Genomic DNA, 23627 nt, shown 5'->3' on the forward strand with positions numbered 1-23627 from the left:
AAAATGGCACAAATTAAAGCATATGGCACTGACCAAGCTCGTTGGCAAGGTCCCAATGGTAAACGTGGCTACGGCCGTGATGGATTCGCTATTCTACAAATTGGGGGTTATAGTCCATCTACTGGTATCTATAACCAAGCGACCTATCCAACTCAACTAACAGCAATGGCTGACTTACGACTTCATACCTATATTTGGTTTGAAGTGGGTGGTGATGCTAACAAAGCCAAGCTGGTGTTGGATTATTTCTTGCCACGAATTAAAACGCCTAAAGGCTCAATCGTAGCCATTGATTACGAACAGGGTGCTAGTGGAAATATAACTGATAATACGAATGCCATTCTTTATGCGATGGATCGCATTGCACAAGCTGGCTACACGCCAATGTTATACACTGGTAAACCATACATCTATGCCCACGTTGATGTTGCTCGTTTCTTGAGTAAATACCCTAGTCATTTGTGGTTAGCAGCTTATCCAGATTACCAAGTTCGTAGTGAACCATTATTTGATTACTTCCCTAGCATGGCAGGGATTGGTATGTGGCAATTCACTAGCACATACGTGTTAGGTGGCCTTGACGGTAACGTTGATTTAACAGGTATCACAATGAACGGTTATATGAATAAGCCTGATGTCATTACTGTTGATGGTTATGCAGGACAAGCAACGATTAAAGCGATGCAACGTGTATTAGGTACAACGCAAGATGGTGTAATTAGTGGGCAATCTAAGTATTCAGCTCAATTTGCACCTAACTTTATGAACATTCAGGTAGCAAGTGGTGGATCACAAATGATTTACAATTTACAACAAGTATTAGGTGTTCAAGCTGACGGTTACTTTGGACCAGCTACAATTTCAGCACTTCAAGCACGTTTACATGTTTATCCTGATGGATATGCAGGACAAGCGACTGTTAAGCAAATTCAATCTAATTTGAATCGGGGGCATATTATTATTGATTAATGTATATACAAAAGTTGGCTGTCCCGCTTGCAAAATGACTGAACGTTGGCTTACTGAACACGGCTTTGGTTATGAAGAATTAAATACAACTGAAAGAACTGAATTGCTTAATGACCTTAAGTTACAAGGATATTCAGGATTGCCAGTCGTGGTGACGGCTAATAATTCATGGCAAGGGTTCAGACCAGATTATTTGTCAAAATATTTAAAATGAGCTATACTAACTGCATTCTCTCGAATAGTTAAGAATAATAATATAGCCAGAAAAGACCTAGCCTTAATTGGTTAGGTCTTTTTTGTTTGTTTAAATTATTGCAATTTAGCTATAATAGTGTATTATTAATAATATCCAATTTGTACCTTTTTTGTCACACATATATATGAATTAATTTGTCAGAGAAGTCCCTTCCATGTAAATGGTTGGGATTTTTTTGTTATCAAACTAAACAATTGCAATATTACTATAATAGTTTTAATATTAAGATATTCTCTATTGGTGTAAATGCTAGTGACTAATCTAAACTAGAAAAGGCCTAGGCTTAATTGGTTAGGTCTTTTTTATTTGTTTACTTCTCAAAATTAAAAACTTATAATGCAAAAATCACTTTAATTTTATCCGAAGCTATATTATTAATTAAAGTTATTAAAATTATGGTAAGGCTACTTGATATTTATTTTATCTAGTTTTATTTTTAAGTTATCCTATTTTTGAAGTGTAACTACTTATACTTAGTAAAAGATCTAGCCTTAATTAGTTAGGTCTTTTATTTTTTTGAATTAAATACTTGCAATATTATTCTAATTTAAGTATTATATAAATAATCCTTTAGAGCTTATTAAATTGAATAAATTAAATACCGAAAAAGCCCCCTGACCTTAACTGGACAGGGGGCTTTTTCGGTATTTAGATTCTCGCAATTTAAATTATAATAGTTTATATCCTAATGACATCCAATTTGTACCTTTATTTTATATAAAAATATACGAATTAATTATCAGAGAAGTTTCTTCCGTTAATGGTTGATATTTTTTGAGTGTAAACTAAATACTTGCAATTAAATTTTTATAGTTTTATTATTAAAAATGTCCAAATGTACCTTTTTTCATTTTTTTAATGCTTGATACTAATTTTAAACCACATAACAGAAAAGTCCTTAGCTTTAATTGGTTGGGGATTTTTTTGTTGTGAGTAAGTCATATCCTTAGTGGCAAATTTGAATACTAGATAACTTGACCAAGTATTTAAAATAATTTATACTTACTTGGTCTCTGAAAATACTTTGACGATAACAGATATCAGAAAAATCCTTGACTTTAATTGTTTAAGGATTTTTTTGTCTATTTAAAACTAGAACACTTGTAATTATATAATAATTGAGTTATGATTAATTTGTTCTTTTAGCACTCTCAGATATTTTAATTTTATAAATTAAAATAATAAAAAACCTAGCAAATTCCTTGCTAGGTTTTTTATTTGGACACAAATATTTTTAAGTATAAGTACAACCATATTATAATATGATTGTACTAAATAAATAACAAAGGAGTAGCATGTAATGCTTATTATTTTAGCCGGATTATTAGCTGGTGTAGTATCAGGATTTTTTAAATTAGGATGGGAGATTCTTTTGCCACCTAGGAATGAAGCTAGAAACGAGACAAATCCACCTCAACGTATGTTACAACAGGTGGGACTTTCAAAAGAATTTACACACAAATATTATGAGTATTCTGGTGAAAAAGTACAATATGTATCATTAATTATGCATTTTGGATTTTCTATAACTTTTAGTTTATTGTACGTTTGGCTTATTACTTTATTTCCTGTTATTGGTATTTGGCAGGGGACAATTTATGGAATATTCATTTGGGTATTATTTCATTTGATTATTATGCCAATTACGCACACTGTACCTAGTATCAGTAAACAACCATTTGAGGAACATTTTTCTGAATTTTTAGGACATGTATTTTGGGGTTATATTATAAATATATGTTATGTATATGTAATGCTTAAATAATTTTTAATTTCAAGCAAAATGTTTGAATTTCTAAGTTGTTTAATAATATAATTTTTATGTATTAATTAAATATATGGGGGAGTTATTATGGCTTTAAACTGGACAATCATTGGAACAGGCGCTATAGCTAATGAAATGGCAACTGTATTTAATAAAAATCATGCCAATATTTACGGTGTTTTTAGTAGAAATAAAGAAAAGGTAGAAGACTTTGCAAATAAATATCTCATAGATAAAAGATTCAATGATTTAGAAGATGTTTTTTTAGATAAAAATGTAGATGCTGTATATATTGCAACACCACATAATACACACTTTGATATCGCTAAACAGGCTTTAATTAATGGAAAACATGTTTTTATGGAAAAAGCAATAACATTAAATAAAACTGATTTGGATATCCTAGAAACATTAGCATCTGAAAAAAATTTAATTTTAATGGAAGCAATGACTATAGTTCATATGCCTTTAATGAAAGAATTGAAGAAGATGATTTCTCAAGGTAAGTTGGGAGATATAAAGAACATCTCTGTAACGCATGGTAGTTTTAAACCATATGATGAAAAAAATAGGTTCTTCAATCCTGATTTAGGTGGTGGAGTATTACTTGATATGGGGGTATATGGTGTTACTGGTGCAATGTACTTTATGAATAAGTATCCTGATGATATACATTCGTTTGTAGACTTTGCACCAACAACTGTTGATGAACAATCTGTAACTATTTTACATAATTCAAATGGTGAAATGGCTACTGTCTCTGTTTCATTACAAGCTAAGCAACCTAAAGCCTTAACCATTTCAGGAACTAAAGGTTATTTTAGAATTCATGACTATCCTCGTGCAGATTCAGGTGTATGGTATCATACAGAAACTGGTAAAACAGAAGAATTGAAGTTAGGTAAAACAGAAGATGCTTTATTTTATGAAATTTTAGATTTTGAGGAAGTTGTAAAGCAACCAAGTAAATTAAATATTTATAAACAGATCACAGATGATGTTTTTAAAATATTTGAAGAGATGAAAAAAGATTGGTCTAAGCAAATCTCAAAATAAGTAATATATAAAAAGGAAGTAAACATATTGTGTTTACTTCCTTTTTATATATTATTTAGAAACAATTATAACTGTTAGTCATGTATTGTTTCTTGTAATTTATCTCCAGCATCATCAATTTTTTGGCTGTGAAAATTGTACCACCTATAAAAATTCCAGAGATAACTAAAGTTAAAGCAGCAACTAATTTAAAGATAGCTTTTAATATAATTAAACATAAAAATCCTTACCTTAATTGTTGAAACGACTAACAAAAAATGAAACAACAACAACAACAATAACTGCACCGATAATTGATGGAATCAAAGCCATATCTGCTAAATGAGGCCCCCAGTTACCAAGAATAGCTTGGCCAACGTATGAACCAACAAGACCTGCGACAATATTAGCAATCCAGCCCATTGATGTGCCTTTGCTAGTAATAGCACCGGCAATAGCTCCAATAACTGCACCAATAATTAAAACCCATAAAATATGCATAAAAAATCTCCCTTAGAATATAATATGTTAATAATTAGTTATTAACATATTATATTCTAAACTTTAAACTAATAAGTTTCAAATGTTTAGATTATTTGCTGCTGCATTTTATTTTGTGTTCTTTATATTTTATGATCTGTAAATCAGTGATAATCAAGATATGTTTATTATAGAGTTTATGTATATAAATTTGACTAGATATCTAAAATAAGTTAAAATGATAACATCCTAAGCGGAGTTAGACATGAGAAAAAGACCTAACTTAATTTGTTAGGTCTTTTTTGTTGTGTATTACTTTTTGTTTTTGGGGAAAATTTGGGGACATGGGGACTAAAACGAATACTTTTATATTAGTTTTTATTTTTCAAAATGCCTATATATAGCCATTTATACATGATTAATTCTCGTTTGAAAATTTGTGCCGAACTTCACTTTAGGACCAGATTTTATTAAACGCACCCGTGAAATCACGACCAAACCAATTGAAGTTCATTTAATGATTGAACAACCCGAGCACTTTATTAATCTTTTCCGGCAAACGGGTGCTGATCGGCTAACAATTCATGCTGAAGCAACGACGAACTTGCAAGGTACTTTAGCGAGCATTCAAGCAGCCGGGATGAAAGCTGGTGTGGCTTTAAATCCAGCTACGCCACTAGAAGTCCTTGATTACGTCTATGATGTAGTTGATTATATCGTTATTATGACCGTCAATCCTGGTTTTGCAGGGCAAGCCTTTATCCCGGCCATGTATGGCAAAATTGCCAAGTTGAGTATGCTGTTGCATGAACGCGATTTAAATATCCCAATCGAAGTCGATGGTAGTATGGGGGCCGCTACAATTCCCAAGTGCAAAGTTGCCGGGGCTCGTTACTTTATCGGCGGAACAAGTTCCGTGTATCATCCGGGTAAAACGTTAACAGAGAATGTTAATGGAACGCAAATGTTAATTAACGGCAATAACTAAAGTTAAAGCTAGACTATAATTAACCAAAAAAAAAGCAGCCACCCATCCCGGTGTAGCTGCTTTTTTGTGTGCGTTAGAGTCAAATATCAACATCATTGGCCCGCAATTTTGAGATACGGGGTCCCATGGGCAAGGGCTTTAATGCCATCTGCATCAGTCACCACTAGATCATTACCATGGTTAGTGACGTTAAAGGTCATATGCGCATTATCAATGTTTAATTTAACCTGTTTGCCGTTCAAAACATATGTACCCGTTTCACCAGTTTTGGCCCCATTTTGTAAGGCAGTAACGTGATGGCCGTTGAATTCCAAGGTTTCAGTTGAGCGGGTACCAATTAGATTTAAGTGACCTTTATAGGACCCATCAAGGGTGGAGGAACCACATCCCGCTAATAATAAGCCACTAGTAGCGGCCAGTGGTATCAATAGTAATTTTTTTAGCATGCGCGTCCCCCTGACAAACCTAAACTGCTAATACTTTCTACGCTAAGTATAACCTAAGTTCAGTAATAACCGTCAGTGATATGCCTGATAAATATTATTGATTGATAGTAAAAAACTACTGATAAAATATTCTAATTGTAATAGTACTCACAGTACAAAGACCTCAAAGTCAAAACCCCGTCAGCAGGGGGTGAGTTGGAAGATTTATTTTTTATTAACAATTTTCCTCAATCCAAAACGTAATGATACTTGTATGGAACAAAGACAGATATTATAAGTGTTTTGGATAATTAATTTTGCCGTGGTTTCTGCCAAAGTTTATCCGCTACCGAAACTTTTTAATTAAAAGTTGTTGACAATTAATTAACTGCTGATTAGAATGTGGTTAATTTAAATCGTCCAAATTAAACCGATGAGATGGAGATCAAACCAATTGTGCACGCACAGGGAGTCCGGGGTACTGAGAGCCGGGCCGAACGCAGATTGGCAAATGGACCATTGAGGGTCTGCTGAAAGCCTAGCGAGTAAGTCAGAACGTACGACACGCGTCAGTTGTCAGGTCTGTGTTAGCAGACTGTGGAGAGTAGTTATCGAAGGGTAACTGAAAACAGGTGGCACCGCGGGAAACCGTCCTGATTTTTGTGTATGCAAATTTCTGGGCGGTTTTTTTGCGTACAAAACCACATTAAGAATCCACGAGGAAATGATTATGACAAACGATCCACGTTACTTTGGCCAATACGGTGGCCAGTTTATTCCCGAATTATTGATGCCAGCAGTGAATGAAGTTGCCACGGCTTTTCACCATTATCGTGAAGATCCCGCCTTTCAAGCGGAACTCAAAGACTTATTTATCAATTATGCCAATCGGCCATCGTTACTGTACCATGCCAAGAATATGTCTGCTGACTTAGGGGGAGCACAAATTTATTTAAAGCGTGAGGATCTAAATCATACCGGAGCCCACAAAATTAATAATGTTTTAGGGCAAGCGTTAGTTGCTAAAAAAATGGGTAAAAAACGTTTAATTGCTGAAACTGGGGCTGGTCAACATGGGGTCGCCACCGCAACTGCTGCTGCTTTATTTGGTTTAGAATGTGAAATTTTTATGGGTAAAGAAGATACTGACCGCCAAGCGTTAAATGTTTATCGGATGAAAATGTTGGGTGCCAAGGTTAATGCCGTCACTACTGGTACCCAAGTATTAAAAGATGCGGTCAATGCAACATTTCAAGATTGGACTAAACGCATTGACGATACCTTTTACGTTTTGGGTTCAGCCGTTGGACCATATCCATTCCCGGAAATGGTTAAATATTTCCAGTCAGTTATTAGCCAAGAAGCCCGCGAACAATTCTTGTACCAAACGGGGCGCTTACCCGATGCCGTCTTAGCATGTGTTGGGGGTGGGTCAAATGCGATTGGTTCATTTGCCAACTTTATCGATGATGCCGCCGTGCAATTAATTGGTGTTGAAGCCGCTGGTAAAGGGGTTGATACGAACCAAACGGCCGCTACGATGACACGTGGGAGTGTCGGTATCTTCCATGGGATGAAATCGCAATTCTTACAATCTAGTGATGGTCAAATTGACCCAGTTTACAGTATCTCAGCCGGACTTGATTATCCGGGGATTGGTCCAGAACATGCCTACTTACGGGATATTAAACGAGCACAATATGTGCCAATCACTGATGATGAAGCGGTTGCCGCTTTTGATTATATTGCAAAACAAGAGGGAATAATTGCCGCAATTGAAAGTTCGCATGCTGTCGCTTACGCAATGAAATTAGCACCAACAATGCGGCCTGACCAACAAATTATGGTGACACTAAGTGGTCGGGGAGATAAAGATGTCGCTGCAATTGCGCGTTATAAAGGAGTTGACTTACATGAGTAAAATTCAAGATGCATTAAAAACCTTATCTTTACGTCAAAATTTAACAACAAGCCAAGCTGAGGACGTGATGAATGAAATTATGGCTGGCCAAGCATCAGATATTGAAATTGCTGCTTATTTAATGGGCTTAGCAGTTAAAAACGAATCTATTCCTGAGATTGTTGGTTAGGCCCAAGCAATGATCGCTCATAGTGTTGAAATTCCAGCGGAGTTAGCGGCAATGGATATTGTGGGGACTGGTGGTGATATGGCGAATACATTTAACATTTCGACGACCGCTAGTTTTATTGTTGCCGCTGCGGGTGTGCCGGTTGTTAAGCACGGTAATCGGGCTGCGAGTTCTAAATCTGGTACAGCCGATGCCTTGGAAAGTTTGGGTATCAATATTAATTTGAATCCCAAAGCAGCCACCGCAGTATTAAAAGCGACGGGGCAAACTTTCTTATTTGCCCGCACGTATCATCCAGCTATGAAATACGTGGCTCAAGTCCGTCATAGTTTGGGGTTACGAACGGTCTTTAATGTTTTAGGCCCGTTAACAAATCCGACTCGCCCACAAAGCATGCTAATGGGGGTATATTCCAAACATTTATTAGTCCCACTAGCACATGTGTTAGCGCAACTAGGTGTTAAAAATGCAATCTTGGTTACTGGTCAAGATGGGCTCGATGAAGTAACGCTGACTACTAAAACCGACTTAGTTATTTTACGAGATTATCAGATTACGACAATGGTCTTTGATCCAGCGGAGTATGGTTTTAATTACTGCCAACTTGCCGATTTACGGGGTGGTGAACCACGTGATAATGCAGCGAGTACGCAAGCCATTTTAGCAGGGGAACTACCTGGTCCCAAGACTGATATTGTGATTTTAAATGCCGCAATGGTGCTATATGCTGCCGCCCAAGTTCCCGACATTCAAGCTGGAATTGATCGTGCGCAAACCATCCTTACTAGTGGCTTGGCCTTAGCACAACTAACCAAGCTCCAAGCTGCTACGATGGAGGTTCGCCAATGATTTTAGATGATCTAGTTGCCACAACACGTCAACATATGGTGGCACGCCAAGCCCAAGTATCACTCGCTGATTTACAAGCGCAAATTGCAGCACAACCCGTCCGGCGTTCATTTGATGTTGCGCAATTGATGAGACAACCAATGACAGTGATTGCTGAAATTAAACAAGCGTCACCATCCAAAGGGCAAATTGTGGCGCCCACAGCGTTTGATTACCAACAAATTGCCCGTGATTATACAGCCGCCAAAGTCGACATGATTAGTGTTTTGACGGAAGAAGAGTACTTTAAAGGGTCCTTAGCGATTTTAACGGCAGTTGCCCAAACAACCCCGTTACCAATTTTACGTAAGGACTTTACCATTGATCCTTATATGATTTATGAAGCAAAGGCTGCCGGTGCAAGTGCCATTTTACTAATTGTGGCAATTTTAACGGACGCGCAACTTACCCAATACTTGGCATTAGCTACTGAACTAGGGCTAGCAGCAATCGTTGAAGCTCATGATAGTGCAGAAGTTGAACGTGCTGTCATGGCGGGGGCGCAAATTATTGGTGTTAATAATCGCAATCTCAAAGATTTTACGGTTGATTTTGCGAATACTCAACGTCTTCGGACAAGCATTCCTGCAGAGATTGCGGTCATTTCCGAATCCGGGATTAAAACTCGAGCGGATGTTGCCCAACTCGAACAAGCCGGAGTTAATGGGATTTTAGTTGGGGAAACGTTCATGCGAGCCCCTAATAAACAAGCAATGATTAATGAATTACGCGGGTTCAAATATGACCAAAATTAAACTGTGTGGTAATTTTCGCCTCCAAGATATTGACTACTTGAATCAAGTACAACCTGATTTTGCCGGCCTTATTTTAGCGCCTGGTCATCGCCGTAGTGTCAGTCGAACCTTAGCGCAAACGATGCGGTCACAGTTAGCTGATAATATTCCGTTAGTCGGCGTGTTTATGAACCAAAGTCTCCGTGAAATTCTGAGTTATCAAGATATTATCCAATATGTTCAACTCCATGGCCAAGAAGACGAAGCCCTTGTTGCCGCTATCCAGGCCCATGGGTTACCAGTGATAAAAGTGATGACACCCGACCAACAAGTTAGCACACACGCCGCTTATCGCTTAATTGATGCGGGCGCCGGGGATGGGCAGGTATTTGATTGGCAACAAGTTGTCGCTAGTACGACACCAACAATGTTAGCGGGGGGCTTGAATATTAGTAATCTTGAGCAGGCCATTCACCAAGTGCAACCAGATGTAGTTGATATTTCATCAGGTAGTGAATTAGCCGGTATTAAAAACTTGGCCCAAATGCAGAAATTAGTCCAAAAAGTGAGGAATCAAACATGAAATCATTAACTGAAACGCTTCAAGAACCTGGTAAATTTATTGCTTTTACCGTCGTCGGTGATCCTGATTTAGACCACACGGTTGAATACGTCGTGGCAATGGCTCAAGCTGGTGCGGATGTTGTTGAGCTGGGGATTGCCTTTAGTGATCCGAGTGCTGATGGGCCGACAATTTTAAGTGCTGACCAACGGGCCTTAGACAACGGCGTGACAACCGCTAAAGTTTTTGCAACGGTCGCTCGGATTCGGCAACAGACCGATGTGCCATTAGTTTTTTTGACCTATACCAATATTGCCTTCAAATACGGGTACGAGCAATTTCTAGCCCAAATGCAAGCCCACGATGTTCAAGGACTTATTCTCCCCGATCTACCACTTGAAGAGCAGGCGGCCTTCTTACCATTAGCGCAACAATATGGGCGTGATTTTATCCAACTGGTTACAAGTAAATCAATCCATCGGTTACCAGATATTCTTAAACGAGCCTCTGGTTTTGTCTATGTCGTGTCATCATTAGGAATTACGGGTACCCGCCAGAAATTATCCAATGAAGCTAATCAGATTATTGGTGAGATTCGCAAATATAGTGATATTCCAGTGGGGGTTGGTTTTGGTATTAGTAGTGTTGAACATGCCCGTCAGTTTCCAACAGCTAATGCCATTATTGTGGGTTCCGCGATTGTTAAAATCATTGCCCAACACCCCTATGATGCCGGGCCATATTTAACAACGTTCATTACCGCAATGAAGGAGGCGCAGCATGCGTAAAGTTAAAAAATTAGATGCCGATACGCTCACGGTTGTTAGTGCCTATATGCGTTTACGGGGAACGAAGACCTTCTTGTTAGAGTCGAAAGGTAACCAAACGGCTAGTGCTAATTATTCAATCATTGCCGTTGATCCAGTCCATGAATTTCAAGCGACCGGGACTGCGATTTATATTGATGGTCAATTACAAGCATCGACCGATCCCTTACAAGCGTTACAAGCTTTAGTTGTCCAACAAGAAGAACCAATTCCCGGATTACCATTCCAAGGTGGTGCGATTGGCTATGTGGGATTTGATACGGTAGCGGTATATGAAGATTTAGGGGCACAACCGGTTAATGATTTAAACATGCCGGATATGCATTTGTTTGTGTATGAGACGTTTATTATCTTTGATAACCAAGCACAAACCCTAACCATAGTTGCGGATAATTGCTATTCAGGCCGGACCAATTTAGATGCGGTGATAACTAACATTATTGAGCAACTACATGCAGTCCAGCCGGCCGAAGATGTCCCAGTTAAGCTCCATGAATTACAACCTAAACCGAATATGAGTCCAGCACAATTTACCGGGATGGTTGAGCAAGCCCAAGCATTAATTACAGCGGGGGATATGTTTCAGATTGTGCCATCACAACGTTTTGAATTTGACTTTGTTGATGATCCATTTGATTTTTATCGGCAGTTACGGCGTTCCAATCCATCACCGTATATGTATTTTCTAGATTATGGTCCTTATCAGATTATAGGTGCTTCACCGGAAAGTCTCGTTACAGTCCGTGGGGATGTCGTTACAACTAATCCGATTGCTGGTACACGCAAACGTGGTCGTGATGCGGTTCATGATCAAGCTTTAGCTAAGGAGCTACAAACAGACGAAAAAGAATTAGCCGAACATCGGATGTTAGTTGATTTAGGTCGCAATGATATTGGCAAGATTAGTACGTATGGGTCAGTCAAAGTAACACGATTACTCGAATTAGAGAAATATCAATACGTGATGCACTTAGTGTCTGAGGTTCAAGGCCAATTAATCCCCAAGACCCCAGCAATTGAAGCACTAAAAGCAACTTTACCGGCTGGTACGGTTTCAGGGGCGCCCAAAGTACGTGCTTTACAACGTTTATATGAATTAGAACCCGTCAAACGTGGGGTCTATGCCGGGGCAGTGGGGTATCTCTCACAAGATAATCAGCTTGATTTTGCGATTGCAATTCGTACGATGATTGTCAAAGATGGTCAAGGCTATGTCCAAGCAGGTGCGGGGATTGTATATGACTCAATTGCGGCTAATGAATATCAAGAGACACTCAATAAAGCACGCGGTTTATTGAACGTGGGAGGGTTAAGATGATTTTACTTGTTGATAATTATGATTCGTTTACGTACAACCTCGCCCAAATGATTGGCCAACTAACCACGGTGCGTGTCATGCGTAATGACGACCCGCAATTAGTTGCGGTTGCTGCGACAGCGACGGGCATTGTGTTCTCACCTGGACCAGGGACCCCAGAGCAAGCCGGCCAAATGGAAGCCGTAATTAAGCAATTTGCATCGACAAAACCAATGCTAGGAATTTGTTTGGGGCACCAAGCTATGGCCGAAGTATTTGGTGGGCAAATTGTTTTAGCACCACATATTCGTCATGGGAAAGTCTCGACGATGACCACGCGAGCGGGAACTTTATTTACCGAAGGCGACTATGATATTATGCGCTACCACTCACTAATTATTGATCCACAACACTTACCAACGGATTTTATTGTTACCGGTCAAGCAGACGATGATGGTGAAATTATGGCCATGGAGCACCAGAATTTACCACTCTATGGACTACAATTTCATCCAGAATCAATTGGGACCCCGGCTGGCATGCAGATGTTAGAAAAATTTATTACGGTTACTGAAAAAAAGCAATTCATTTAATTTAATAGTTGACAGTCAAGATTAACTTAGATATTATGAGAGCACGATTAAATTATTAAACGAGGAATTATATTATGAAATTTACCAAAATCCAATTTAATAACTCATATTACTTCTATTTCTAATCTCATGATTGCATGTGCAGGGCACGTCAATCATGACGTGCCCGAAATAGAAGCAACTTCTATTGCAACGAATCGGGCGTAACTTTTAAGCGCTCGGTCTGGAATAGGGATAATCGGCTAATATTGATTTTTCTTAAACGAACCGACGCTAAAACTAGCGCAGCGGTTCGTTTTTTTTATACCTAAATTTACGAAATTAGTAAAATCAAGACAGGAGTAACACGATGAATCCACTAAAAACACCAACCTTAACCGGGACAATTCGACCGGCCAGCGATAAAAGCATGACGCACCGGGCCTTAATCCTAGGGGCACTTACTCTAGGTGAGACCACTATTTTAAATCCACTTGCATCAGATGATATTAACCAGACCATTCAGGCCCTTGAGCAATTGGGCATTACAATCACCCGTGATGATGAGCATGCTTGTATTAAAGTTCAAGGACTTGGGCGTCGCGGCATCCAAGCATACGTGGCTACTTTGGCCACCACGTTGGCGTTTGACTTTGGTAATTCTGGGACCACAACCCGGTTAATGATTGGCTTGTTAGCCGGGCTTAACATTCCCGCTCACATTACCGGGGATCGGAGTTTACAACGGCGGCCAATGGCACGGGTTGTCGATCCGTTAGTTAGGTTAGGGGCGCAAATAACGCTAACGGATGGGCACTTACCACTGACAATTAATCAAGGGATAACGGCCACCGTGATTGATACCGAACTCCAAGTTGGTTCTGCGCAAGTTAAAACCGCTTTATTACTAGCTGGTTTGGGGGCTGACATTCCCGTAACGGTTACCGATTCTTTCCAGACTCGCAATCATACTGAGCTTATGTTACAAGCGTTTGGGGTGCCAGTGACAACTAATGGTCCTCGAATTCATATATCAGCGCCAGTAACTTTACGGCCTCAATTAATTAATATTCCCGGCGATATTTCTTCAGCGGCGTTTTGGTTAGTGGCGGGGAGTATTATTCCCGCTAGTGAACTAACAGTGGCCCACGTCGGTGTAAACCCAACACGGACCGGTATCTTAGCTGTTTTAGACCGCATGCAGGCCCAAGTGACCTTAACGCACCAACACGTAGTTCATGGGGAAGCGGTTGCCGATATCAATATCCGCTATACCAGTAATTTAAAAGCCACCACGATTAGTGCTAACGAGATTCCCCAGTTAGTTGATGAACTACCGATTATTGCACTTCTCGCAACGCAAGCTACCGGGGTGACCTATATTACCGGTGCCCAAGAGTTACGCTTTAAAGAAAGCAATCGCTTACTAGCAGTTGGCCAGGTGCTCCAACAATTTGGGGCGAATATTCAAGTTAACGATGATGGCTTTACGATTAGCGGCCCAACATCGTTACAGGTGCCCGCCGGTGTCGTTGATGACTTTGGTGATCATCGCATTACGATGCTTAGTCTAATTGCCCACTTAATGACTGGAACACCACACCAGACGCCTGATGTTAGTAACGTAAATATCTCATACCCACACTTTATTGATGATTTGGAGGAATTATTAAATGACTAAAATAGCAATTGTTGGTCTTGGTGTGATGGGGGCAGCCCTCGCACGTCAACTCAAAGTAAGCCGTGAAATCAACATTACCGGGATTGATACAGACCAAGCAACCCTAGACCAAGCCCAAGCGGATGGGATTATCGATACGGCGAGTCGAACTTTAACAACGGCTATTGATACGCCGTTTGACCTAATTATCTTAGCAACGCCACCCCACATTATTATTGACCAGTTAAAAGCATTAGCCGCTTTCAAAATCACCACCTTAATTATGGATTTAGGTTCGTTGAAGACGGATATTATTAACGCCGCTCAGGATTTGCCCCATTTTGTCGGGGGGCATCCAATGGTCGGGACAGATCATGCCGGTTACACGTGGCATCGCAGCGTTTCATACTGTGATAAGACGTTTTTCCTTAGTGGTAAACCTAACGATATTGCGATGGTGCAACGCTTATTAGCACCATTGGAAGCGCAATTCCAAACGGTAACGCCACAACTCCATGATGCGCGGGTAACTTACACGAGTGACTTACCGCATATTCTAGCCGATGCGTTAGTCTTAACGGTGATGGAATTAGGGGATGCACCGAGCTTACAACCATTTGTCGGTGGTGGTTTCCGTGATACAACGCGAATTGCTCAAGCCAATCCAAGTATGTGGACGGATATTTACCACCATAATGCCACAGCTGTTAGTGACGCTATTCGGTTATTGCACGCTAAATTAACATACTTAGAAGGCTTAACACAGCAAGCAGAGACGACTGAATTAACAACAATCCTAGAAAAAATCAAGACCTTTAGGGGGGACTTATTATGAAAATTATTCTTGTCGGTTTTATGGGTGTGGGTAAAACCACCATTGGTAAGCAACTTGCGGCCCAGATGCACGAACCATTTATTGACTTAGATGCCCGCATTGCTGAACATATTGGCGAAACAACCGCCACTTTTTTCGCGCATGCTGGTGAAGAGCGTTTCCGAGCCGTTGAATTTACATTACTAGAAGAAATTCTCGACCAAGATGCCTTTATTTTGAGTACAGGCGGTGGGGTACTTGAACAAGCTGAATCACTTGAAATAATTCAGCATAGTGATGCGCAAGTAATTTGGCTTGATAGTACGTTTACGAATAACGTTAGTCGGCTTTTAGGGACCGATGCGGCTGATCGGCCATTACTACTGAACAATAATATCGTAGCGTTACAGGCCTTATGGCAACATCGCCGGGCCGCTTTTATCGCCGTTGCAACTGAACATATTGTGACTGACTTCAAGGATCACGACCAGATTACACAAGAAATCATGACTAAATTAACGCAGGATTCTGTCTTAGCGTTTGAACGCAGTCAAATCGATGCCCTTGATAATCAAATTTTGCAAGCATTAGCCCAGCGTATGGAGGTTGTCCAACGGATTGGCGAAATCAAAGCGCAACATCAATTACCAATTGTCCAGCCTAACCGGATGAACACAGCTAAAGATGATATTATTGCCCGCTTTGGCGATATCTTACCGCACAAGTTAATTGCTGAATACTTGCAGTTAGTGACTCGAGTTGCCATTGAACATCAACAAAGAATGGCCCAAATGGGCATTCGATAGGAGGACTAATGCAGAAAATCATTAATAATATCAAAGCGAATCCGTCCCGGCTGTTGATTCAAATTGCGATTTACCTCGGTTATTTTGTTCAAGGTTTTACGTTGATTATCTTAGCGCAAACCGTTCAACAATTAACGGGGCTATGGCATGCATCATTGGCGAGCGCCACGACGGTTGTATCAGCGATTGGATTTGGTAAGTTAGTGGCTTACCCACTTTTAGGTGAACTTGCTGACCACCTTAATCGAAAGTACTTATTACTCGGAGCGTTAGCAGCATACTTAATATTCTTTAGCCTATTACCACTGAGTCAGACGGTTGTGGTGGCCTTTGTGTTAACCGGGTTAGCAGGGGTGGCCAATGCGACGCTAGATTCAGTTGCATATCCGACTTTACTAGCAATCAATCATGGGAAATCCAATGGGAATGTTTTCATTAAAGCCATGATTTCCTTAGGTGAGGCTATTTTACCGCTTATTTTAGTCTTTCTTTTACACCGGCAATTATGGTTTGGTTGGGCCTTTTGGACAGCGGCAGTGGTCTTAATTGTGACGATCATTATCGCCATTACAATTGATAAACAAGTCTTGGCAACATTAACGCTTCCCAATACACGGCCACAACAAGTCACGACTAAAAAGTGGCATTGGGATTTATTGAATAGCTTATTTTTAGTCTATGGCTTCACTGCCATGTGGCTAATGATTCATTTCACTCAGTGGGTCACACGCTACTTCAAAACATTAGAAGATTTTTCAGTTGCACATTCCCAGTTACTATTGAGTGTGTACAGTATTGGTTCGTTAACGGGTGTCGGGGTAATTTTTGTTATTACTCAGCGAGTCTGGTTACAAGAAGCCACGTTATTATTAATAACTGCCGTGAGTGCGTTTGGTGGCTTGAGTCTAGTCTTAGTAAGCCACACGATGGTATTGGCTGGAATTGGTAGCTTTATTTTCGGAGCTGCGGCCGCTGGGGGTGCTTTACAACTAGGATTAAGTCAATTTATTGCCCACAATCCTGAATTTGCTGGTCGGGTAACCGGATGGTACTTCTTTTGTGGTGGGATTGCCATATTATTGATGCCCGCAATAACCGGTGCTTTTGCCGCCACCCATTTAGCGGTAGTAATGCGTAGTTTAATCATTATTGCCGTAATTAATATCGTGATTGTTAGTATTAATTTCGTTTACCAACGGCGTCACGGCCACGAAACTTTAGCACAATAGAATAGAAATGAGGATATATTATGAAATACATGACAGCTGGTGAAAGCCATGGTCCAGAAGAATTAGCCATTATTGAAGGTATTCCCGCAGGCTTAAAGCTTAGTAGTGCTGATATTAACTTTGAATTAGCGCGGCGCCAACATGGCTATGGTCGCGGAGAACGGCAAAAAATTGAAACCGATACGGTTAGTATTTTGTCAGGTGTTCGCCACCAAGTGACATTGGGATCACCAATTACACTAAATGTTCACAACAATGACCATAATAATTGGGCCGCAATTATGGCCCCCGATGAGCCAGCGACCCCGGAAAATTCCGTCCGTAAAGTCATGCGTCCTAGACCGGGACATGCTGATTTAGTGGGCGGGATAAAATACCGTCATCAAGCTGATTTACGCAATGTTTTGGAACGTTCATCGGCCTGGGAAACGGTCATGCGGGTTGCGGTGGGGGCCGTTGCCAAGAAATTACTAGCCGAAATTGGCGTTGATGTACATGGCTTTGTCCAACAGCTAGGACCAGTTAAAACGGACTTAGCGGCGTTAACCGAGTTTCCAGATTTAGCGGCGGTGCGGGCAGTTAGTGAAGCGTTACCAACTCGCTCATTGAGTGCAGCAACAGACCAACAGATGCAACAAGTCATTGACCAAGCTAAACAGCAACGCGATACGGTCGGTGGAATGGTGCAAGTCTTAGCAACGGGGATGCCCGCTGGGTTAGGTTCTTATGTAAGTGCCGATGAGAAGCTTGATGCTAAGATTGCCCGTGCTATTGTAGGCATTAATGCCTTTAAAGCGGTTGATTTTGGGGCCGCTTTTGACCATGTGGGCTTATACGGTAGTCAAGTAATGGATGAGATTTTATGGTCTGCTGACCGGGGCTTTTACCGGGCAACTGATAATATGGGGGGCTTTGAAGGTGGCATGACGACGGGGGAAATGATTGTCGTGCGTGGCGTTGTTAAGCCGATTCCAACGTTATACCAACCAATGCGGTCGGTTGATATTGATACACACCAAGAACACAAGGCAAGTATTGAACGGTCTGATACAACCGCGGTAACGGCGGCGGCTGTAATTGCCGAACATATGGTGGCAATTGAATTGGCCAAAGCTGTGTTGGCCAAGTTTGATAACGATAATATTGACCGTTTAAAGGAACAAGTTGCCGCATACCGACGTGAAGTACAAGCCTTTTAGGAGAGTGATAGATGCAAAAATATGGTTTAATCGGGGATCCAATTGCTCATTCAAAATCACCGCAAATTCAAAATGCGGCCTTACAAGCATGTCAAATCAATGGCCAATACACCTTACTTAACACGCCAGGTGAAGCAATTACCACGATTGTTGAACGGCTTCGAGCGGATAATATTGCTGGCTTTAATGTCACGACACCTTTTAAGCAAGCGATTATCCCATTTGTGGATAGTTTAGATGTTTCGGCTGCTCAGATTGAAGCGGTCAATACCGTTAAAAATATCAACGGGCAGTGGGTTGGCTACTCAACAGACGGGGCCGGTTTTTGGCAAAGTATTCCCGGTGATATTACGGGCTTAAACATCGCCTTAATTGGCGCAGGTGGTGCAGCTAAAGCCATCATTAGTGCGTGCCCCAGTGATGTTAATTTAACGGTTTTTAATCAATTAAGTCCACGCTTTACTAGTCATCAAGTTGAGTTACAACGGCTTTTTGCGTGTGAACTACAACCATTAACAGCCCTCGAGCCGGTATTACCAACGGTTGATATCTTAATCAATGCTACGAGTGTTGGCTTAACCGATGACCAAAGTATTTTAACACTAGCCGAAGTAGGGCAGTTACCGCCCCATGCATTGGTCATTGATTTAATCTATCGTCAAGCCCAGACTACCTTGATGCAAGCAGCGGTTCAAACTGGTCATGGTGTCATGGGCGGCTTACCAATGTTAAGTCATCAAGGGGCGTTAAGTTTTACAATCTGGCATGACCAACCGGCACCGTTAACCGTAATGGTGGCTGCTTTGACCAACGATGGCGTTTAATAACTAAAAAGCGACTAACTCGAAATTCGAGCTAGTCGCTTTTTTCAATTTTTAAAGCAATAATACGCTGGACTAATGAATACTTGCAGCCATTTTAATAGCTGTTTCAGGATCATGAGCCGTAAGGGTAAAGACGATGTTACCATCTTGCCACTTAATTACTTGATCACGCATACGTGGCGTAATTGTACTGTTAAATGAGATTTGCCCGACACTCTTAGGAGCTGGTAGGTAGTATTGATCTAACAAGTCAAGCGTTTGGTGGGCTAGTGGATCTGGTTTTTGGTCAGCTAATGAATTAGCTTTAACCCCAAGTGACCAGTTACCTTCATTCCAGTAGAGGTTACTGTGGCCAGCACCTTGATCATAAAAGGCCGTAATCCCAGATTTTAAGCCGGTAACGGGCATGCCCCTAAAGGTATCTTCAGCAACAATATAGCTAATTTGTTGTTTAGCTTCATTGGCTGAGTTAAATGTTTGTTTTTGTAAGACGGCATATGGGTTTTGTTTATTAACTATCGGACTATTAAAAGCGAGTGGTGTGTCACCAACCGTATAATTAATCGTGTAATTATTGTGATTACCGGTATACGCAATATTAAGATTTTGACTACCTTGGCCTAAACCAGTTACTTGTGGTAAGGCCACTTGACCTAGTTGAGCTTGTAAATCATTATTTAAAACTTTAATACGATTACGTTGTGTCAGTGGTTGGGCTGTAATCAGACGGTTAAGCGCTTCTTTTGCAGCTGGGCTATTTTGGAGGGTTGAGTTGTCATTACCGACCGTAGCAATTGGACTGCCTTCATTAGAGTGATCAAAATCACTATCCTTGTAGCTTGCAGCAGTACTACTCGAAGTAGATACGCTGCTTGATTTAGCTGCGTTATTTGAACTAGTTTGCCCACAAGCTGCTAAAGTTGCAGCGATAAGAGCGACGGGAAGTACCAAGCTTAGTTGCTTAAAATGTAACATAAGTAAATCCTTTCAAAGCCTAAAATACATTAAATGAACATGGATATTAATGTATTTATTAATGTTTTTTAATAGAAGTATATGGTATCCGAGATATGTTCTTAAGTCAATATTGAGTATCATTTTTTCATTGATTATCGATGTAATTAGCAATTACATTTTCATTCATTGAACCAATGCTCTCAACAAGTGTAGTTACTGAAATTTTAAGTGGGACACTGACTAGTAAGTGCATATGGTTATCTTACCCAACTTCTATATGTAAAAGATTTTTTACCAAATATAGCTAAAAAATCTCCCTAAAGTGGTTTACCACTTTAGGGAGATTTAACGATAAGGATATTTTACTTCTATTATATTGTTGCGGTATGTGCGGTAATTTTACTCTTACCTAGTAAGACGGAACTAGTGACGACTGAAAGGGAACTAAAGGCCATCGCTAGCCCAGCGATTTCAGGACTTAAAGTTAAGCCTAACCCGTAGAATAAACCGGCTGCAACTGGAATTCCGAGGACGTTGTAGATGAAGGCCCAGAATAAGTTGAGCTTAATCCGGTTAAAAGTCTTCTTACTCAAAGCTAACGCCGTATCAACGTCACGTAAGTCGTTTTTGATTAAGACAATTCCACCCGAATCAATCGCGATATCAGTTCCCGAACCCATCGCAATGCCAACATTGGCGGTTGTTAAAGCCGGAGCATCATTAATTCCATCACCAACAAAGGCAACGGCACCACTGTGTTGCAAGTGCTTGATGTGGTCAGCTTTGTCAGCTGGTAAGACATCGGCAATAACTTCATCGATACCGACTTGCTTAGCAATTGATTCGGCCACCCGTTGGTTATCACCAGTGAGCATAACGGTTTTGAGACCCCGAGCATGGAGGGCCGCCATGGCTTCTTTGGAAGTTGCTTTGGGGGCATCTTGAATGGCAATCAAACCAATCACTTGATTATCAAGCCCTACAAAGACGACGGTTTTGGCTTCATTTTGTAACTTAAGCATGTTGGTTTTTAAATCAGCGCTAATTTCGACGTCTTCAAGAAGTTTGTCGTTCCCAACAAAGGCTTTTTGACCGTTAACTTGGGCTTGCACACCTTTGCCTTCAATGGCTTTAAAAGCTTCCACCGGTGTAGCGGCAATGTTTTGAGCTTTCGCATACGTCATGATAGCAGCGGCAAGCGGGTGTTCAGATGATTCTTCTAGCCCAGCAGCAACAGGGATAATTTGGTGAATGTCACCAATTACATCGGTAACGGCTGGTTTCCCAACGGTAATGGTTCCTGTCTTATCAAAGACCACAGTCTTAACATCGTTAACGGCTTCGAGAACTTCACCGTTTTTAATTAAGATCCCCATCTTAGCACCACGACCAGTTCCAACCATTAAGGCCGTTGGCGTTGCAAGACCAAGGGCACATGGACAAGCAATTACCATGACCGAAACGGCAAAGATTAAGGCGTCGGCCACACTGGTACCAAGGAAGACATACCAGATGAGGAAGGTTGCAATAGCAATAATTAAGACGACTGGAACAAAAATATCAGATACTTTATCGGTTAAATTTTGAATAGGAGCATGACTATTTTGGGCCTTTTTAACTAATTCAACAATTTGGGCTAACATCGTGTCATTACCGACTTTTTCGGCCTTGAAGACAAATGTCCCGTTACTGTTGATCGTGGCACCAATAACTTTGTCACCAGCGGCTTTGCTGACCGGCATGCTTTCACCAGTGACCATTGATTCATCAATCGTTGAAGTTCCTTCGACAATCGTACCATCAACGGCAACTTTTTGGCCGGGTTTAACTCGAATTAAATCACCAGCGACGATATCCGCTAATGGAATCTTAACGAATTGACCGTCGCGTTGAACTTCGGCTTCTTTGGCTTGTAAATTAACGAGTTTTTCGATGGCATCAGAAGCGTTATCACGCATTTTTTCTTCGAGAACTTGGCCTAAGAGGACAAAGGTAATAACAAACGCCGCACTTTCAAAGAAGACAGCCTTATCAGTAAGCATCGCATAAATACTGTATATGTAGGCCGTGGCGGTACCAATGGCGACTAATGTATCCATGTTTGAGTGGTGCTTTTGGAAGGAGGCCCATGCACTAGTTACAAATGGGCGCGCAGAGATTAGCATTACGGCAGTCGTGAGGGCAACCATTGTCCAGTGACCACCAGGGAGCATGAAGTTGGTAAAGGGCATCAAAATCATTTCAATCAACATTGGTAGTGAGAGAATTAATGATACCCAGAAACGGGTCGTGATTTTCATTTTTTACCTCCGATTAATTGTCGTTTACTTGATAATGACTTTACCGTGGAACATGTCCATGCCACAAGCCCATGTGTATTCGCCAGGCTTACTTGTATCGATTTCAACGGCGACTTGCTTGTCTTGTGGAAGGGCTTGGTTAATCCCAAAGTCTGAAAAGACAACGTGGTCAAGACAGCTTGAGGCATCTTTACGGGTAAAGTGTAAGGTTGCGGGCACACCATGTTCGAGCACGACTTCCTCAGGTGAGTAACCACCTTTAACTTCAATATCGATGTCTTGGTGGTTGTTAGCAACGGTGGCTGTACCGGTAGCAACTTCATGTTTACCGAAAAACCACCAAATGATAAAGCCAATTAGCGCTAGGCCAGCGATGAGAACAATAATTTTAGTCATGATAATGACCTCCGTTTAAAAGTAGATAGTAGTTAACAACATTTATTACAAGTGTCATCAGGTAGACAATGACAGTGAATCTCAGTTGGCGCATTTGGGGCTTTAACTGTTAGGGCTGCTTGCATGCTAGTGATGTCTGCTTGACTCAATGTCGTTTCCTTAATGAGCTTGAGGAGGAGAGGACCTTTCTCCATATCACAGATCTGATTGAATAGATCACTAGTAATCTGTTGCACAGCTGGACCTTCATCAATGAGGGGCGTGTAGATAAAGCGTCGGCCTTCTTTTGTTGTGCTTAAGTAGTTCTTACTAACGAGCCGGTGTAAGAGGGTCTTGACGGTTGATTCAGACCAATCTTTTTTGAGTTGAATCAAGTGAATGATGTCAGTGCTACTGGCTTGACCTTTAGTCCAGACAATTCGCATCAATTCCCATTCCGCACTCGTCATTTCGGTGCCGTTGACTTCCATAGATTCCATAGCAGCTATCTCCTTTCGCATATAATCCGCTTTCCACCATCTATTCTGCCACGTTCGTTTACATTTGTAAACACA

Annotated in this window: 25 protein-coding genes; 19 read left to right on the forward strand and 6 right to left on the reverse strand. The window is 40.8% G+C overall.

The window, feature by feature from the left end; genetic code table 11:
- Window positions 1-3 precede the first annotated feature (3 nt).
- From LQZ75_RS01340 to LQZ75_RS01355, 4 genes are all read left to right on the forward strand, one after another.
- Window positions 4-969: a GH25 family lysozyme gene (locus LQZ75_RS01340; RefSeq protein ID WP_230096044.1), complete on the forward strand. Its 966-nt coding sequence runs from the start codon at window positions 4-6 to the stop codon at window positions 967-969.
- The gene (locus tag LQZ75_RS01345) at window positions 962-1183 is read left to right on the forward strand and encodes a glutaredoxin domain-containing protein (protein WP_284707483.1); all 222 of its coding nucleotides are present in this window, start codon (window positions 962-964) and stop codon (window positions 1181-1183) included. The genes LQZ75_RS01340 and LQZ75_RS01345 overlap by 8 nt, the downstream gene beginning before the upstream one ends.
- Window positions 1184-2525: 1342 nt before the next feature.
- The gene (locus LQZ75_RS01350) at window positions 2526-2990 is read left to right on the forward strand and encodes a DUF1440 domain-containing protein (protein WP_230096046.1); all 465 of its coding nucleotides are present in this window, start codon (window positions 2526-2528) and stop codon (window positions 2988-2990) included.
- 87 nt (window positions 2991-3077) lie between these two features.
- On the forward strand, window positions 3078-4046 hold the full coding sequence (locus LQZ75_RS01355; protein ID WP_168721310.1) for a Gfo/Idh/MocA family protein: 969 nt from the start codon (window positions 3078-3080) through the stop codon (window positions 4044-4046).
- Between the two features lie 231 nt (window positions 4047-4277).
- Here LQZ75_RS01355 and LQZ75_RS01360 read toward each other — a convergent pair whose 3' ends face one another.
- Window positions 4278-4526, reverse strand: coding sequence for a GlsB/YeaQ/YmgE family stress response membrane protein (locus tag LQZ75_RS01360; RefSeq protein WP_230096047.1), 249 nt, complete (start codon window positions 4524-4526; stop codon window positions 4278-4280).
- A gap of 418 nt (window positions 4527-4944) precedes the next feature.
- Between LQZ75_RS01360 and LQZ75_RS01365 the strand changes: the two genes are divergently transcribed.
- Window positions 4945-5493 (forward strand): ribulose-phosphate 3-epimerase, encoded by a 549-nt coding sequence (locus LQZ75_RS01365; protein WP_230096048.1) that lies wholly within the window; start codon window positions 4945-4947, stop codon window positions 5491-5493.
- A gap of 92 nt (window positions 5494-5585) precedes the next feature.
- Here LQZ75_RS01365 and LQZ75_RS01370 read toward each other — a convergent pair whose 3' ends face one another.
- The gene (locus tag LQZ75_RS01370; protein ID WP_230096049.1) at window positions 5586-5939 is read right to left on the reverse strand and encodes a YgdI/YgdR family lipoprotein; all 354 of its coding nucleotides are present in this window, start codon (window positions 5937-5939) and stop codon (window positions 5586-5588) included.
- 703 nt (window positions 5940-6642) lie between these two features.
- Here LQZ75_RS01370 and trpB point away from each other — a divergent pair.
- The 14 genes from trpB (at window position 6643) to aroE (ending at window position 19420) form a co-directional block, all read left to right on the forward strand.
- Window positions 6643-7839 (forward strand): tryptophan synthase subunit beta, encoded by a 1197-nt coding sequence (gene trpB / locus LQZ75_RS01375; RefSeq protein ID WP_230096050.1) that lies wholly within the window; start codon window positions 6643-6645, stop codon window positions 7837-7839.
- Window positions 7832-8008: a hypothetical protein gene (locus LQZ75_RS01380; protein ID WP_230096051.1), complete on the forward strand. Its 177-nt coding sequence runs from the start codon at window positions 7832-7834 to the stop codon at window positions 8006-8008. Before trpB ends, LQZ75_RS01380 begins: the two co-directional genes overlap by 8 nt.
- A 9-nt stretch (window positions 8009-8017) precedes the next feature.
- The gene (trpD, locus tag LQZ75_RS01385) at window positions 8018-8857 is read left to right on the forward strand and encodes an anthranilate phosphoribosyltransferase (RefSeq protein ID WP_230096052.1); all 840 of its coding nucleotides are present in this window, start codon (window positions 8018-8020) and stop codon (window positions 8855-8857) included.
- Window positions 8854-9651 (forward strand): indole-3-glycerol phosphate synthase TrpC, encoded by a 798-nt coding sequence (trpC, locus tag LQZ75_RS01390; protein WP_230096053.1) that lies wholly within the window; start codon window positions 8854-8856, stop codon window positions 9649-9651. The genes trpD and trpC overlap by 4 nt, the downstream gene beginning before the upstream one ends.
- Entirely contained in the window at window positions 9638-10213 is a 576-nt protein-coding gene (locus tag LQZ75_RS01395) for a phosphoribosylanthranilate isomerase (protein ID WP_230096054.1), read from the forward strand. The genes trpC and LQZ75_RS01395 overlap by 14 nt, the downstream gene beginning before the upstream one ends.
- The gene (trpA, locus tag LQZ75_RS01400; protein ID WP_230096055.1) at window positions 10210-10980 is read left to right on the forward strand and encodes a tryptophan synthase subunit alpha; all 771 of its coding nucleotides are present in this window, start codon (window positions 10210-10212) and stop codon (window positions 10978-10980) included. The genes LQZ75_RS01395 and trpA overlap by 4 nt, the downstream gene beginning before the upstream one ends.
- Complete coding sequence (trpE, locus tag LQZ75_RS01405; RefSeq protein WP_230096056.1) at window positions 10973-12337, forward strand: anthranilate synthase component I; 1365 nt, start codon at window positions 10973-10975, stop codon at window positions 12335-12337. Before trpA ends, trpE begins: the two co-directional genes overlap by 8 nt.
- Window positions 12334-12909 (forward strand): anthranilate synthase component II, encoded by a 576-nt coding sequence (locus LQZ75_RS01410; protein ID WP_230096057.1) that lies wholly within the window; start codon window positions 12334-12336, stop codon window positions 12907-12909. Before trpE ends, LQZ75_RS01410 begins: the two co-directional genes overlap by 4 nt.
- A gap of 349 nt (window positions 12910-13258) precedes the next feature.
- Window positions 13259-14569, forward strand: coding sequence for a 3-phosphoshikimate 1-carboxyvinyltransferase (gene aroA, locus LQZ75_RS01415; RefSeq protein ID WP_230096058.1), 1311 nt, complete (start codon window positions 13259-13261; stop codon window positions 14567-14569).
- Window positions 14562-15383: a prephenate dehydrogenase gene (locus tag LQZ75_RS01420; protein ID WP_230096059.1), complete on the forward strand. Its 822-nt coding sequence runs from the start codon at window positions 14562-14564 to the stop codon at window positions 15381-15383. Before aroA ends, LQZ75_RS01420 begins: the two co-directional genes overlap by 8 nt.
- Complete coding sequence (locus LQZ75_RS01425) at window positions 15380-16168, forward strand: shikimate kinase (RefSeq protein WP_230096060.1); 789 nt, start codon at window positions 15380-15382, stop codon at window positions 16166-16168. The genes LQZ75_RS01420 and LQZ75_RS01425 overlap by 4 nt, the downstream gene beginning before the upstream one ends.
- 8 nt (window positions 16169-16176) lie before the next feature.
- A complete protein-coding gene (locus LQZ75_RS01430) occupies window positions 16177-17397 on the forward strand; it encodes an MFS transporter (protein WP_230096061.1) in 1221 nt (406 codons plus the stop codon).
- A 20-nt stretch (window positions 17398-17417) separates the two neighbouring features.
- Window positions 17418-18596, forward strand: a complete 1179-nt coding sequence (gene aroC / locus LQZ75_RS01435) for a chorismate synthase (protein WP_230096062.1) — start codon at window positions 17418-17420, stop codon at window positions 18594-18596.
- An 11-nt stretch (window positions 18597-18607) separates the two neighbouring features.
- Entirely contained in the window at window positions 18608-19420 is an 813-nt protein-coding gene (aroE, locus tag LQZ75_RS01440; RefSeq protein WP_230096063.1) for a shikimate dehydrogenase, read from the forward strand.
- A 72-nt stretch (window positions 19421-19492) separates the two neighbouring features.
- Here aroE and LQZ75_RS01445 read toward each other — a convergent pair whose 3' ends face one another.
- The 4 genes from LQZ75_RS01445 to LQZ75_RS01460 all read right to left on the reverse strand — a co-directional run bounded on the left by LQZ75_RS01445 (window position 19493) and on the right by LQZ75_RS01460 (window position 23552).
- Entirely contained in the window at window positions 19493-20395 is a 903-nt protein-coding gene (locus LQZ75_RS01445; RefSeq protein ID WP_230096064.1) for a hypothetical protein, read from the reverse strand.
- Window positions 20396-20748: 353 nt separating this feature from the next.
- A complete protein-coding gene (locus tag LQZ75_RS01450) occupies window positions 20749-22677 on the reverse strand; it encodes a copper-translocating P-type ATPase (RefSeq protein ID WP_230096065.1) in 1929 nt (642 codons plus the stop codon).
- Window positions 22678-22701: 24 nt separating this feature from the next.
- A complete protein-coding gene (locus LQZ75_RS01455) occupies window positions 22702-23073 on the reverse strand; it encodes a cupredoxin domain-containing protein (protein ID WP_230096066.1) in 372 nt (123 codons plus the stop codon).
- 32 nt (window positions 23074-23105) lie between these two features.
- Entirely contained in the window at window positions 23106-23552 is a 447-nt protein-coding gene (locus LQZ75_RS01460; RefSeq protein ID WP_230096067.1) for a CopY/TcrY family copper transport repressor, read from the reverse strand.
- Window positions 23553-23627 lie beyond the last annotated feature (75 nt).

The sequence above is a fragment of the Periweissella fabaria genome, from assembly GCF_918814575.1.
Taxonomy (GTDB): Bacteria; Bacillota; Bacilli; order Lactobacillales; family Lactobacillaceae; genus Periweissella; species Periweissella fabaria.

What these genes read in the sequence shown, in the direction of transcription:
- trpE (WP_230096056.1), top strand. Translation starts at nt 10,973, where the DNA reads ATGCGTAAAGTTAAAAAATTAGATGCCGATACGCTCACGGTTGTTAGT.
- LQZ75_RS01340 (WP_230096044.1), top strand. Translation starts at nt 4, where the DNA reads ATGGCACAAATTAAAGCATATGGCACTGACCAAGCTCGTTGGCAAGGT.
- LQZ75_RS01370 (WP_230096049.1), bottom strand. Translation starts at nt 5,939, where the DNA reads ATGCTAAAAAAATTACTATTGATACCACTGGCCGCTACTAGTGGCTTA.
- trpD (WP_230096052.1), top strand. Translation starts at nt 8,018, where the DNA reads ATGATCGCTCATAGTGTTGAAATTCCAGCGGAGTTAGCGGCAATGGAT.
- LQZ75_RS01410 (WP_230096057.1), top strand. Translation starts at nt 12,334, where the DNA reads ATGATTTTACTTGTTGATAATTATGATTCGTTTACGTACAACCTCGCC.
- LQZ75_RS01450 (WP_230096065.1), bottom strand. Translation starts at nt 22,677, where the DNA reads ATGAAAATCACGACCCGTTTCTGGGTATCATTAATTCTCTCACTACCA.
- LQZ75_RS01460 (WP_230096067.1), bottom strand. Translation starts at nt 23,552, where the DNA reads ATGGAATCTATGGAAGTCAACGGCACCGAAATGACGAGTGCGGAATGG.
- LQZ75_RS01380 (WP_230096051.1), top strand. Translation starts at nt 7,832, where the DNA reads ATGAGTAAAATTCAAGATGCATTAAAAACCTTATCTTTACGTCAAAAT.
- LQZ75_RS01445 (WP_230096064.1), bottom strand. Translation starts at nt 20,395, where the DNA reads ATGTTACATTTTAAGCAACTAAGCTTGGTACTTCCCGTCGCTCTTATC.
- aroA (WP_230096058.1), top strand. Translation starts at nt 13,259, where the DNA reads ATGAATCCACTAAAAACACCAACCTTAACCGGGACAATTCGACCGGCC.
- LQZ75_RS01355 (WP_168721310.1), top strand. Translation starts at nt 3,078, where the DNA reads ATGGCTTTAAACTGGACAATCATTGGAACAGGCGCTATAGCTAATGAA.
- aroE (WP_230096063.1), top strand. Translation starts at nt 18,608, where the DNA reads ATGCAAAAATATGGTTTAATCGGGGATCCAATTGCTCATTCAAAATCA.
- LQZ75_RS01425 (WP_230096060.1), top strand. Translation starts at nt 15,380, where the DNA reads ATGAAAATTATTCTTGTCGGTTTTATGGGTGTGGGTAAAACCACCATT.
- LQZ75_RS01360 (WP_230096047.1), bottom strand. Translation starts at nt 4,526, where the DNA reads ATGCATATTTTATGGGTTTTAATTATTGGTGCAGTTATTGGAGCTATT.
- aroC (WP_230096062.1), top strand. Translation starts at nt 17,418, where the DNA reads ATGAAATACATGACAGCTGGTGAAAGCCATGGTCCAGAAGAATTAGCC.
- LQZ75_RS01420 (WP_230096059.1), top strand. Translation starts at nt 14,562, where the DNA reads ATGACTAAAATAGCAATTGTTGGTCTTGGTGTGATGGGGGCAGCCCTC.
- LQZ75_RS01455 (WP_230096066.1), bottom strand. Translation starts at nt 23,073, where the DNA reads ATGACTAAAATTATTGTTCTCATCGCTGGCCTAGCGCTAATTGGCTTT.
- LQZ75_RS01350 (WP_230096046.1), top strand. Translation starts at nt 2,526, where the DNA reads ATGCTTATTATTTTAGCCGGATTATTAGCTGGTGTAGTATCAGGATTT.
- LQZ75_RS01395 (WP_230096054.1), top strand. Translation starts at nt 9,638, where the DNA reads ATGACCAAAATTAAACTGTGTGGTAATTTTCGCCTCCAAGATATTGAC.
- LQZ75_RS01430 (WP_230096061.1), top strand. Translation starts at nt 16,177, where the DNA reads ATGCAGAAAATCATTAATAATATCAAAGCGAATCCGTCCCGGCTGTTG.
- trpA (WP_230096055.1), top strand. Translation starts at nt 10,210, where the DNA reads ATGAAATCATTAACTGAAACGCTTCAAGAACCTGGTAAATTTATTGCT.
- trpB (WP_230096050.1), top strand. Translation starts at nt 6,643, where the DNA reads ATGATTATGACAAACGATCCACGTTACTTTGGCCAATACGGTGGCCAG.
- trpC (WP_230096053.1), top strand. Translation starts at nt 8,854, where the DNA reads ATGATTTTAGATGATCTAGTTGCCACAACACGTCAACATATGGTGGCA.